This window comes from Pantoea sp. SO10 (assembly GCF_005281435.1).
Lineage (GTDB): Bacteria > Pseudomonadota > Gammaproteobacteria > Enterobacterales > Enterobacteriaceae > Pantoea > Pantoea leporis.
Genome location: NZ_CP040095.1, coordinates 2,494,910 through 2,507,358, shown reverse-complemented (window position 1 = coordinate 2,507,358; position 12,449 = coordinate 2,494,910). Strand labels below are relative to the sequence as shown.

Annotated in this window: 8 protein-coding genes; 7 read left to right on the top strand and 1 reads right to left on the bottom strand. The window is 55.2% G+C overall.

What is annotated here, in order from left to right; genetic code table 11:
* Positions 1 to 264: 264 nt before the first annotated feature.
* The gene (locus tag FCN45_RS11640; protein ID WP_137386025.1) at positions 265 to 1,347 is read left to right on the top strand and encodes an acyltransferase family protein; all 1,083 of its coding nucleotides are present in this window, start codon (positions 265 to 267) and stop codon (positions 1,345 to 1,347) included.
* 70 nt (positions 1,348 to 1,417) lie between these two features.
* Here the strand turns inward: FCN45_RS11640 and putA are convergent, their stop codons facing one another.
* Entirely contained in the window at positions 1,418 to 5,362 is a 3,945-nt protein-coding gene (gene putA / locus FCN45_RS11635) for a trifunctional transcriptional regulator/proline dehydrogenase/L-glutamate gamma-semialdehyde dehydrogenase (protein ID WP_137386024.1), read from the bottom strand.
* A 449-nt stretch (positions 5,363 to 5,811) separates the two neighbouring features.
* On the opposite strand from putA, the gene putP reads away from it, so the two are divergent.
* The 6 genes from putP (at position 5,812) to phoH (ending at position 12,150) form a co-directional block, all read left to right on the top strand.
* A complete protein-coding gene (putP, locus tag FCN45_RS11630) occupies positions 5,812 to 7,296 on the top strand; it encodes a sodium/proline symporter PutP (protein WP_137386023.1) in 1,485 nt (494 codons plus the stop codon).
* A 208-nt stretch (positions 7,297 to 7,504) separates the two neighbouring features.
* Positions 7,505 to 8,338 carry an iron uptake transporter permease EfeU gene (efeU, locus tag FCN45_RS11625; protein WP_137386022.1) on the top strand — a complete coding sequence of 278 codons (834 nt, stop codon included), beginning with the start codon at positions 7,505 to 7,507 and terminating at the stop codon, positions 8,336 to 8,338.
* Positions 8,339 to 8,392: 54 nt separating this feature from the next.
* Positions 8,393 to 9,508, top strand: coding sequence for an iron uptake system protein EfeO (gene efeO, locus FCN45_RS11620; RefSeq protein ID WP_137386021.1), 1,116 nt, complete (start codon positions 8,393 to 8,395; stop codon positions 9,506 to 9,508).
* 2 nt (positions 9,509 to 9,510) lie between these two features.
* Positions 9,511 to 10,788 (top strand): iron uptake transporter deferrochelatase/peroxidase subunit, encoded by a 1,278-nt coding sequence (efeB, locus tag FCN45_RS11615; protein WP_137386020.1) that lies wholly within the window; start codon positions 9,511 to 9,513, stop codon positions 10,786 to 10,788.
* Between the two features lie 297 nt (positions 10,789 to 11,085).
* Positions 11,086 to 11,289 (top strand): hypothetical protein, encoded by a 204-nt coding sequence (locus tag FCN45_RS11610; protein WP_137386019.1) that lies wholly within the window; start codon positions 11,086 to 11,088, stop codon positions 11,287 to 11,289.
* Between the two features lie 72 nt (positions 11,290 to 11,361).
* Positions 11,362 to 12,150: a phosphate starvation-inducible protein PhoH gene (phoH, locus tag FCN45_RS11605; protein WP_101764056.1), complete on the top strand. Its 789-nt coding sequence runs from the start codon at positions 11,362 to 11,364 to the stop codon at positions 12,148 to 12,150.
* Positions 12,151 to 12,449 lie beyond the last annotated feature (299 nt).

Sequence of the window (12,449 nt, the reverse complement as noted above, 5' to 3'; positions counted from 1 at the left end):
CGACAACGATCACACTTATTTTACTTAATCCTCTTTTAGTGACTCAAATTAAGACAAATTTCCTTAGCCTGCTCAGGGTTCTATTTTTGTCTGGATGTGTAAAGTATTGTTATATCAGGACCACAAAAAAACATTTAGGACTTTCGCTACATCATGCCCGCCCCGCCTGTTGAATAATCGTTTAATAATCATAAATGCTACAACGCTTATTTCCTCATCCTTCTTCTTTAAGACCTACACAGCATCAGCAGCGGGAGTCATCATATGAATAACGCCAGGAAAGAAGATATCGCATGGATAAATACCCTCAAGGGAGCCTGCATATTACTGGTGGTGTTGTATCACACCGTATTACCTGGATTCGAAGGCACGGTGAAATTATTGACGGCAGGTAGGATCCCGGCAGAAATATGGGTGCAGTTTAATACCGTATTATCGCCGCTGCGTATGCCGGCGTTTTTCTTTGTTTCGGGCTTATTAGCCACTAACGGTATTTTAAATCGGCCGTGGAAACAGGTGTTTACCAGTCGCATCACCAACCTGTTTTATCTCTATATTTTGTGGGGCTTTATTCAGTGGTGGTCGATTGTTGGCATCTCAACCGAGATCACCGGGCAGCGTATTTCACAGAACCTCAACGCGGCGTATGCCGGTTCGCTGCTGGAGTTCTTAAAGCTGACATTCCTCGCCATGAGCACTTCGTGGTATCTCTACGGCCTGGCGCTCTATTTCCTGTGCGCCAAGATCTTTAAACAGCAGAAAGTGGCGTTGCTGGTGGTGGCGATTGCGCTCAACTATCTGGCGGTGGAGAAAATTATTCCGTACTGGGGACCCCAAAGCGTGGCGCAGTATTTCCTGTTCTTCCTGCTGGGGGCATTCTGGAGCCCGATGATGCTGCGTCTCAGTGAATGGCGTCGTGACAACATTGTGCCGTGGGCGATATTGGCGGCGGTCTCGGGCCTGCATATCATCTTTGGTCTGGATAAGAGCCTGTTCCTGTGCATCCTTGCGGTGCTGGGTAGCGTGGCGGCGTGTCGCTGGCTGAACGCGCGTTTCAAGATGAGTTATTTGAATTGGGTTGGGCGCAACACGCTGCAAATTTACGTGATTCACCGCATCTTCATTGAGTTCTTCGGTATGTCTGCGATTCTGTTCGCCCAGCGCCATCACCTGTTTGAGCAAGCATGGTTCTCCATTCTGTGGGCCTGTTTCTATCCGCTGGCGATTGTTGGCATCTGTTCGCTGTGTTCGGTGGCGGTGTGGCAGGTGACGAATCGTGGATTGGGGCAGTCGCTGTTTGTGTTTCCAACGCTGATCGGGTTGAAGCGGAATAAGTCTGCGGCCTGAAAATTCACGCGATGAATCGCGCCGCTACCAAATCATGCACTGACTGTAGCGGCGCACTTTATTGCGCGTCTTAACCGATGGTCATCAAACTCGCATTACCGCCCGCAGCGGCGGTATTGACGCTGAGTGAACGCTCAATGAGCAAACGCTCCAGCAGCAGATTGGTTTCGCCGCGCGCGAAGCCCTGCACCGAGACAATCGCGCCATCGCGTGCCGCGACCTGCTCACACAGGCTGCGCAGCTGATCGGCATCACCGTGATAAATCACCGCATCAAACTCCGCCGCCAGCGCATCCTTCACCAGCTTGACGTGCGCTTGCACTGCAGCAGGCAAAGACGTACGCAGCGCACGATGCAGCTCATCATCCTGCCAGATGGCCTGACTGCCGACGCTGGTTACCGCCGCCAGTTGCGTCAGCGCGTCTTCTGCGTTATCGGCGATGCACAGCACATGTTCGCGCGGCAGCAGGGTGAAGGTATTGCGCTCGCCGGTTGGGCCCGGCAGCAGACGCACCGTACCGGCCTGCGCCAGCTCGTCGTAACGCTGACACAGCGCCAGCAGCTCTGGCTTATCCTGCGCCCACTGCTGCAATGCCTGATGCGCACGCATCAATTCGGCACGCACTGTGCTATCAACCGGGCGCTCGGCATCCTGACGATCAAAGGTGATACGCAGCGCGCCATCTGGACGGTTGGCCAGCAGGCGATAGAGATAGAGCGGACCGCCGGCTTTTGGACCGGTACCCGACAAGCCTTCGCCGCCGAACGGCTGCACGCCGACGACCGCGCCAACCATATTGCGGTTCACATACAGGTTGCCGACTTTAGCGCTCGCCGTAACCTGCGCGATGGTTTCATCGATGCGCGTATGCACGCCGAGCGTCAGGCCGTAACCCGACGCGTTAATCTGCTCCACCAGCTGCGGCAAGTTATTGCGCGAGAAACGCACCACGTGCAGCACCGGTCCAAACACCTCTTTATCCAGATCGCTTACCTGATCCAGCTCGATCAGCGTCGGCTTGATAAAGGTGCCGCTGTTCCACTCTTTGCTGTCCTGCGGATTCTCCTGCGCCGCCTGATAGACGGTGAAGCCCTTATTGCGCAGCGCCTGAATGTGACGTTCGATGTTGGCTTTCGCTTCGGCATCGATTACCGGACCAATGTCGGTCGAGAGACGTTCCGGGTTGCCCATGCGGCACTCGGCCATCGCACCGCGCAGCATTTTCAGCGTGTGATCGGCCACATCGTCCTGCACGCACAGCAGACGCAGCGCCGAGCAGCGTTGACCGGCGCTATCAAAGGCCGAAGCCACGATATCCACCACCACCTGTTCGGTTAGCGCTGAGGAATCCACGATCATCGCGTTCATGCCGCCGGTTTCGGCAATCAGCGGCGTCGGACGACCCTGAGGATCGAGACGACCGGCCAGATTACGCTGCAGCAATGTCGCCACCGCGGTTGAACCGGTGAACATCACACCGCGCACGCGCTCGTCGCCGGTCAGTTGCGCACCCACGGTTTCGCCCTGGCCCGGCAGCAGTTGCAGCACGCCAGCCGGTACGCCGGCATCCAGCAGGATGTGCACCGCCTGCGCGGCAATCAGCGGCGTTTGCTCCGCCGGTTTTGCCAGCACGCTGTTACCCGCCGCCAGCGCTGCGGCAACTTGTCCGGTAAAGATCGCCAGCGGGAAGTTCCACGGGCTAATGCACACCACCGGACCAAGCGGACGATGGGTTTCGTTATCGAAATCGTCGCGCACCATGCCCGCGTAGTAGTAGAGGAAATCAACCGCTTCACGCACTTCGGCGATGGCGTTGTTGTAGGTTTTACCGGCTTCACGCACCAGCAGGCCAATCAGCTGCTGCATCTGGCCTTCCATTGCTTCGGCGGCACGCTCCAGAATCGCGGCACGCTCCTGCGGTGGCGTCGCGAACCAGATTGGACCGGCATTGACTGCCGCATCCAGTGCAGCCGAGACTTCGGCTTCGGTAGCTTCACGCACGCTGCCCACCACATCTGTTGGTGCAGAAGGGTTAAGCACCGGGCGGCTGACGCCTTCGCCCAATTCACCTTCTACCAGCGGTTGGGCGATCCACGGCTGGCTGGCGCTGTTGAGCAGGGCACTGGAGAGCGACGCCAGACGATGTTCGTTGGCCATATCCAGACCGGCAGAGTTAGCGCGCCTGGCGCCATACAGATCGCGCGGCAGCGGGATTTTCGGATGCGGTAAACCAATCGCGCCTTCCGCGACGCCCATCTTCTCCACGGCGTCAACCGGATCGGCGACCAGCTCATCCAGCGGCAAGGTGTTATCAGCGATGCGGTTAACGAAGGAGGTATTGGCACCGTTCTCCAGCAGACGACGCACCAGATACGCCAGCAGCGTTTCATGGGTACCAACCGGCGCATAAATACGACACGGTCGGTTCAGTTTGCCATCGGCCACTTTACCGACAACCTGCTCATACAGCGGTTCACCCATGCCGTGCAGGCACTGGAATTCGTACTGGCCTGGATAATAGTTATTGCCCGCCAACTGGTAGATCGCCGCCAGCGTGTGCGCGTTGTGGGTAGCAAACTGCGGATAGATCAGGTTCGGCACCGCGAGCAGTTTGCGCGCGCATGCCAGATAAGAGATGTCGGTGTATACCTTGCGGGTATAGACCGGATAGCCTTCCAGACCTTCAATCTGCGCGCGTTTGATTTCGCTGTCCCAATACGCGCCTTTCACCAGGCGGATCATCAGACGGCGACGGCTGCGCTGCGCCAAATCAATCAGCGAATCAATCACGAACGGACAGCGCTTCTGATACGCCTGAATCACAAAGCCGATGCCGTTCCAGCCTTCCAGCTCCGGTTCAAAACAGAGTTTTTCCAGCAGATCGAGCGACAGCTCAAGGCGATCGGCTTCTTCCGCATCGATGTTAATACCGATGTCATACGAGCGCGCCAGCAGCGTCAGGGATTTGAGGATCGGGTAGAGTTCGTCCATCACGCGCTCATACTGCGCGCGGCTGTAGCGCGGATGCAGCGCTGACAGTTTGATGGAGATGCCCGGACCTTCATAAATACCGCGACCGTTCGACGCCTTGCCGATGGCGTGAATCGCCTGCTGATAAGAAACCAAATAGGCTTTGGCATCGCTGGCGGTCAGCGCCGCTTCGCCCAGCATGTCGTATGAGTAACGGAACCCTTTCTCTTCCAGTTTGCGCGCATTGGCCAGCGCTTCGGCGATGGTTTCACCCGTAACAAACTGCTCGCCCATCAGGCGCATCGCCATGTCCACGCCTTTACGAATCAGCGGTTCGCCGCTTTTACCGATGATGCGATTGAGCGAGCGCGACAGATTAGCCTCGTTATGGGTAGAGACCAGACGGCCGGTAAACAGCAAGCCCCAGGTGGCGGCGTTAACAAACATCGACGGGCTGCGGCCAAGATGCGATTGCCAGTTGCCATTGCTGATTTTGTCGCGGATTAACGCATCACGCGTCGGCTTATCCGGAATACGCAGCAGCGCTTCCGCCAAACACATCAGCGCCACGCCTTCCTGCGAGGAGAGCGAGAACTCCTGCAGCAAGCTTTGCACCATGCCGGCGCGGCCGGTTGCACCTTTCTGGTGCCGCAATTTATCGGCAAGGCTGTAAGCCAGCTGATGGGTTTTCTCGGCCAGCGGGGCAGGGAGACGCGCTTGTTCCAGCAGCATTGGCACCGCATCCGTTTCCGGACGACGCCATGCGGCGGTGATCGCTGAGCGGCTGACTGACTGCGGTAAAATATGTTCGGCGAAGTCGAGGAAAGGCTGCAGCGCCTCGTCGGGCACGCTTTCATCACCGGCGGCATCAATCAGCAACTGCGGGATTTCAGGCACGGATTCACCGGCTTCCAGCTGCTCCAGATAGTTAAAAATGGCCTGCTTGATCAGCCAGTGTGATGTGCGGTCAAGCTTCTGCGCCGCCAGTTTAATGCGATCGCGGGTGGCTTCATCCAGCTTCACCCCCATGGTAGTCGTTCCCATGATGTCCTCGTCCTCGAAAAGTAGTGATTCAACGCTTGCGTGGCAGCAATATCACCTATGTTGCAACTTTGTGCAACCAGGTTAAATGTGACCTCGGTTGCACGCTTTGAACCGCCGAAAGTGTTAAATCGATAAATGCGGCATGAAAATTGCTGCAAGAAACTCGCCAATGTTGCAACCGCCAGCAACAAGACGGTTCCTGAACCCGATAAGGTGCAACTCAAACTGTGAGCAGGCGCAACCTGCTGGCATGAAAAAAGCGAAGGAAGGTGAAACCTGTGTAACAGCTGTGTTAAATGCATTGTGCGCGCCGACCCTTTGCGGCAGGATACCGCGCCTTAAGAGAAATCGCTTTCTCTGGATGCGGTTAAACCAGGCTGCTGTCCCGTTCCGACAGCGCTGATCAAAAAGATTTCTCTTGATGGATCAAATAATAAGTGGAGAGACTCATGAGTGTAAGTACACCGATGTTGGTGACCTTTGTAGTGTATATCCTTGGGATGGTGCTAATTGGTTTCATCGCCTGGCGATCAACCAAAAGCTTCGACGACTATATTCTCGGCGGGCGCAGTTTAGGGAGCGTCGTGACCGCGCTCTCTGCGGGTGCTTCCGATATGAGCGGCTGGTTATTGATGGGCCTGCCGGGCGCCATTTTCCTGTCCGGGATCTCCGAAAGTTGGATCGCCATCGGCCTGATCATCGGTGCCTGGCTGAACTGGCGCATTGTGGCGGGCCGTCTGCGTGTGCAGACCGAGCATCACGATAATGCGTTAACCCTGCCAGACTTCTTCTCCAGCCGTTTCGAAGATAACAGCAAACTGCTGCGCGTTATCTCGGCGGTGGTGATTCTGATCTTCTTCACTATCTATTGTGCGTCTGGCGTGGTTGCCGGCGCGCGTCTGTTTGAAAGTACCTTTGGTATGGATTACCAGACCGCGCTGTGGGCAGGTGCCGCTGCCACCATTCTCTACACGCTGGTGGGCGGTTTCCTTGCGGTGAGCTGGACCGATACCGTACAGGCCAGCCTGATGATATTTGCGCTGATTCTCACGCCAGTTATCGTGATTGTTGCCGTCGGCGGCCTCGATGATTCACTGGCGGTGATCAGGACGAAGAGCCTTGAAAACCTCGATATGCTGAAAGGGCTGAACTTTGTCGCGGTGATTTCGCTGCTCGGTTGGGGACTTGGCTACTTTGGGCAGCCGCATATTCTGGCGCGCTTTATGGCGGCCGATTCGCATCACACCATCCGCAGCGCGCGTCGTATCGGTATGATTTGGATGATCCTGTGCCTGGGTGGCGCGGTGGCGGTGGGCTTCTTTGGTATCGCCTACTTCGAGAACCATCCCGATCAGGCGGCGGGCGTAAGCCAGAACGGCGAGCGTATCTTTATCGAACTGGCGCGTATTCTGTTCAATCCGTGGATTGCCGGTATCTTGCTCTCAGCGATTCTCGCCGCGGTGATGTCGACCTTAAGCTGCCAGCTGCTGGTGTGCTCCAGCGCCCTGACCGAGGATCTCTATAAAGGCTTCCTGCGTAAAAACGCCAGCCAGAAAGAGCTGGTGTGGGTAGGGCGCTTGATGGTGCTGGTGATTGCCTTGATTGCTATCGCGTTGGCTGCCAACCCGGAAAACCGCGTGTTAGGTCTGGTGAGCTATGCGTGGGCTGGCTTCGGTGCCGCCTTTGGTCCGGTGGTGCTGTTCGGCGTGTGCTGGAAACGCATGACGCGTAACGGCGCGTTGGCCGGTATGGTGATTGGCGCGCTGACCGTATTGCTGTGGAAAGATTATGGCTACGCCGAGCTGTATGAAATCATCCCAGGCTTCGCGTTCGCCAGTATCGCGATTGTGGTATTTAGCTTGCTGGGTCGCGGCCCATCAGAAGCGGCACAGCAGCGCTTTGCTGCCGCCGAAGCCCAATACCACAGCAAGTAACCTCTATCGCCATTGATGGCGACGTGTTTGATGAACCCCCAGGTGCGCGGAAATGCGCACCCTCTAAAACCCGCTCCCCCATCCGCAAAACAAAATTAATTTCCTGCAGTGACTTGTATTTCTCTCTTCAGTAATGATAATCACTATCGTTCGCACTTTACGTTTTTTTACCTAAGGTTTACCCTTCTTAAAATTCAAGAGGTTGGTGATGTTCGTTCCCTTTCTCATTATGCTGCGCGAAGGTCTGGAAGCAGCGCTCATCGTCAGCCTGATTGCCAGCTATCTCAAACGCACTCAGCGTACCCAATGGTTTCCCGCCATGTGGGCCGGCGTATTTATCGCTGCCGCGCTCTGCTTAGCGTTGGGCATCTTTATTAATGAAACTACCGGTGAGTTTCCTCAGAAACAGCAGGAGCTGTTCGAAGGCATTGTCGCGGTGATTGCCGTGGTGATCCTGACGTCGATGGTGTTCTGGATGCGCAAAGTTTCGCGCAATATCAAAGCCACGCTGGAAAAATCGGTCGATCAGGCGTTGCAGAAGCAGGGCAGCAGCGGCTTCCCGCTGGTGCTGATGGTGTTTCTGGCGGTGGCGCGTGAAGGGCTGGAGTCGGTGTTCTTCCTGCTGGCCGCGTTCACGCAAGATGTGGGTTATGCGCCGCCGCTCGGCGCGGTGCTCGGCCTTGCAACCGCCGTGGCGCTGGGATTTTTGCTCTATTACGGCGGCATTCGCCTGAACCTGGCGCACTTTTTCCGCTGGACCAGTTTGTTCATTCTGTTTGTCGCAGCGGGGTTGTCCGCCGGCGCCATTCGCGCCTTCCATGAGGCCGGTTTGTGGAATCACTTCCAGGATGTAGCGTTTGATATGAGCAACACGCTCTCAACGCACTCGGTGTTCGGCACGCTTTTGGAAGGGATTTTAGGTTACCAGGAAACGCCAAGCGTAAGCGAAGTGGCGGTGTGGCTTGCCTATCTTATGCCGGCGCTGCTGCTGTTTGTCTTCCCGGCCCGGCCTTCAGTCAACGCGGCACGTACCACACGCTGAAATTTAATCAGGTGCGATTGCGCGCCTGTTCTTCCATGTAACAGGGATATCACTATGACGATTCGCTTCCGCCGCAAGGCGCTGTTGGTTGCTATGCTGGCGCTTTCCGGTGCGGCTACTGCTGCCGTCCCGCAAGTCACGGTCACCGTGACGGACAAACAATGTGAGCCGATGTCGCTCAACGTGCAGGCCGGTAAAACCCAGTTCATCATCAAAAACAACAGCCAGAAAGCGCTGGAGTGGGAGATCCTGAAAGGGGTGATGGTGGTGGAAGAGCGTGAAAACATCGCGCCTGGCTTCAGCCAGAAACTCACCGCCAATCTGGAAGCGGGCGAATATGACATGACCTGCGGCCTGCTCAGCAACCCGAAAGGCAAGCTGGTGGTGAGCGGCGATGCGAAGAAAGCGGCAAACGGTAAACCGGATGTGCTGGAGCTGGTTGGCCCGATCGCCGACTACAAAGTCTACGTGATGAATGAAGTGAAAGAGCTGGTAGCGGGCACCAAAGCGTTTACCGATGCGGTGAAAGCCGGCGACATTCAGAAAGCTAAAGCGCTATTCGCACCTACGCGCGTGCATTACGAGCGTATTGAACCTATTGCTGAGCTGTTCTCCGATCTGGATGGTAGCATTGATGCGCGTGAAGATGACTTCGAGAAGAAAAATGAAGATCCGAAATTCACCGGTTTCCACCGCCTGGAAAAAATCTTGTTCGCCGATAACACCACCAAAGGTGCCGAAGAGTTCGCCAGCAAGCTAAATCAGGATGTGCTCGATCTGCAAACCCGCATCAGCGAACTGGCGTTCCCACCGGCGAAGGTGGTTGGCGGCGCAGCCGGTCTGATTGAAGAAGTGGCCTCCAGCAAGATCTCTGGTGAAGAGGATCGTTACAGCCGTACCGATCTCTCCGACTTCCAGGCCAACATCGATGGCGCGCAGAAAATCGTTGATCTGCTGCGTCCGCTGCTGCAGAGAAACAACCCGCAGCTGCTGGCGAAAGTGGATGCTAACTTCAGGAAAGTCGACGGCATTCTCAGCAAATATCGCACCAAAGATGGCTTTGAATCGTACGAAAAACTGACTACCGCTGACCGTAACGCGCTGAAAGGCCCGATTACCACGCTGGCGGAAGATCTCTCACTGTTGCGTGGAACCTTGGGTCTCGACTGATCATGAGTGATAAAAATGACGCGGCGCAGCCGTCGCGTCGTCGATTATTGCAGGGATTAGGCATGTTGGGTGGCGCAGCCGCCCTCGGCGGCGGTTGTCCGTTTCATACCGCAGCCGCCGATAGCTTCTCTCCCGGCACGGTTGCACCCAACTTGCGCCAACAGGCGCAACCTTTTTACGGCGTCCATCAGGCCGGTATCGTCACGCCGCAGCAGGCATCCATGATGCTGGTGGCGTTTGATGTGCTGGCGAGCGACAAAGCCGAGCTTGAACGTCTGTTCCGCTTGCTAACCGATCGCTTCGCTTTTCTCACGCAAGGTGGACCGGCGCCGGCGGTCACCAATCCGCAGCTGCCGCCGATGGATTCGGGGATTCTCGGTGCCGATATCGCGCCCGACAATCTCACCATGACGTTATCGGTCGGCACCTCGCTGTTTGATGAGCGCTTCGGCTTAAGCAAACACAAGCCTGCGCAGCTGCAAACCATGACGCGTTTTCCCAACGATTCGCTGGATGCGGAGCAGTGCCATGGCGACCTGCTGCTCCAGATTTGCGCTAACACCCAGGATACGGTGATCCACGCGCTGCGCGACATCATTAAACGCACACCCGATCTGCTGGCGGTGCGCTGGCGTCGCGACGGTTTTATTGCCGACCACGCGGCGCGCAGCAACGGCAAAGAAACGCCGATCAACCTGCTGGGCTTCAAAGATGGTACCGCCAATCCCGATACGCATAATCCGGCATTGATGGATCAACTCTTGTGGGTCACGCACGAACAGCAGGAACCGGCGTGGACGCACGGCGGCAGCTATCAGGCGGTGCGTATCATCCGTTTTCACGTAGAAATGTGGGACCGTACGCCGCTCGGCGAGCAGCAAACCATCTTTGGTCGTGAGAAGTTATCAGGCGCGCCGCTGGGTATGAAAAACGAGCATGACGTACCGGATTACAGCCAAGATCCCGATGGGGATTTGATTGCGCTGGATGCGCATATTCGTCTCGCTAATCCGCGCACGCCGCAAACCGACAGCAGCTTGATGCTGCGGCGCGGTTACAGCTATTCCAGCGGTATAACCGGCTCAGGTCAGCTGGATATGGGTTTATTGTTTGTTTGCTACCAGCATGATTTAACCAAAGGCTTTATTACCGTGCAGCAGCGTCTCAATGGCGAAGCGCTGGAAGAATATATTCGCCCGATTGGCGGCGGATATTTTTTCGCGCTGCCGGGCGTGGCGGATAAAAACCATTATCTCGGGCAACCTTTATTGCAGGCCTGATTAATAAATGTGCAGCGCCTGCGGTGTTTACCGCTCCGCAGGCGCATTTGTTAAGTCTTCCTTAAACTTTCCGCTGGAAGTAACCGCTTCCGAATGTTCTTAAAAAGTTCTGTTACCCGTTAATAAATCATCTATATGATAAATCTGACAAATTTAATTTAAGGTAAAAGACCTTAGGCTTCGCTTATCTTTTTTTCTTTACCGGGACGTAAAAATAATGTTGCAAACCACCGCAAATATGATGCACTTTATTCATAAGCGTTGTCAGTTGTGTGGCTAAGCCACTGGAGTTCGCGCATGATTCGTCTCTCTTTGGGACAGTTAAATAGTTTCACCACACGCAGTCCACTGCGGGGGATTTCTTCCCTCCAACGTAACCTCGCTACTTTTCAAACATCGTTCTTGTTCAATCTCATTCTCTTTACCGGTGCGCACCTGCGTTTCGGCGCTGATGCACACCATTCTCACTGGCTCGACACGGCTTACAAGGAAGCCAACTAAACCTCTAAAGCGTTCAAGTCATCGCCGCGGGTGATCCGCCGCGATAAATGAAACCAACTGTAAGGTGCCACTATGGGAAGACAGAAAGCAGTGATCAAAGCACGTCGTGAAGCAAGACGCGTTATTCGTAGCGACTCTCGCAGTCACCGTCAGCGTGAAGAAGAATCGGTCACTTCGCTGGTGCAAATGGGTGGGTTGGATTCGATTGGTATGGCACGTGATGCACGTGACCGCGGGCCGATTGAAGCCAGAAATGAAGCTCAGGCACACTATCTCCATGCCATAGAAACGAAACAGCTCATTTTCGCCACCGGTGAAGCCGGCTGCGGAAAAACCTGGATTAGCGCAGCCAAAGCGGCTGAGGCCCTGATCAATAAGGATATCGAAAGGATTATCGTAACGCGCCCGGTTCTGCAGGCGGATGAAGATCTCGGTTTCCTCCCCGGAGATATTTCCGAGAAATTCGCGCCTTATTTCCGACCGGTCTATGACGTTCTGGTTAAACGTCTCGGCGCTTCCTTTATGCAATACTGCCTGCGGCCCGAAATTGCCAAGGTAGAGATCGCGCCCTTCGCCTACATGCGTGGACGTACCTTTGAAAATGCGGTGGTGATCCTTGATGAGGCACAAAACGTCACCGCCGCACAGATGAAGATGTTCCTGACTCGCTTGGGGGAAAACGTGACGGTTATCGTCAACGGCGATATTACCCAGTGCGACCTGCCATCCCACGCCAGGTCTGGCCTTGCCGATGCGTTAGCGCGCTTCGAAGAGGATGAAATGATCGGCGTGGTGCGTTTCGGCAAAGAGGATTGCGTCCGTTCAGCGCTGTGCCAACGCACGCTGCACGCTTACAGTTAACCGTTTGATTGAGAATGTAGCTTAAGTAAAACCCGGCGCGCGCCGGGTTTTTTTTTGTGTCCCCCCTCGGCTCGACACCATCCCCCTGCGGTAACAATTAGCGCCATTGTATTATTGATACCTGTAAAAGTATTTTTGGTGATAAATGGCACTCCCGGTCAAAAATAATTTCAAGAACAATCCTGGTCACTTTATCAGGGTTCATCAGGGGCTTAACTCAAATCATAAGAAATTTCCTATATAAATCAGACCGCAAAGATCATCTCGCTTTATTGCCTTCCTAAAATTCCAGCTATATA

Excerpts from the sequence above, each read along its gene's own strand:
- FCN45_RS11640 (WP_137386025.1), top strand. The coding sequence starts at position 265 with ATGAATAACGCCAGGAAAGAAGATATCGCATGGATAAATACCCTCAAG.
- putA (WP_137386024.1), bottom strand. The coding sequence starts at position 5,362 with ATGGGAACGACTACCATGGGGGTGAAGCTGGATGAAGCCACCCGCGAT.
- putP (WP_137386023.1), top strand. The coding sequence starts at position 5,812 with ATGAGTGTAAGTACACCGATGTTGGTGACCTTTGTAGTGTATATCCTT.
- efeU (WP_137386022.1), top strand. The coding sequence starts at position 7,505 with ATGTTCGTTCCCTTTCTCATTATGCTGCGCGAAGGTCTGGAAGCAGCG.
- efeO (WP_137386021.1), top strand. The coding sequence starts at position 8,393 with ATGACGATTCGCTTCCGCCGCAAGGCGCTGTTGGTTGCTATGCTGGCG.
- efeB (WP_137386020.1), top strand. The coding sequence starts at position 9,511 with ATGAGTGATAAAAATGACGCGGCGCAGCCGTCGCGTCGTCGATTATTG.
- FCN45_RS11610 (WP_137386019.1), top strand. The coding sequence starts at position 11,086 with ATGATTCGTCTCTCTTTGGGACAGTTAAATAGTTTCACCACACGCAGT.
- phoH (WP_101764056.1), top strand. The coding sequence starts at position 11,362 with ATGGGAAGACAGAAAGCAGTGATCAAAGCACGTCGTGAAGCAAGACGC.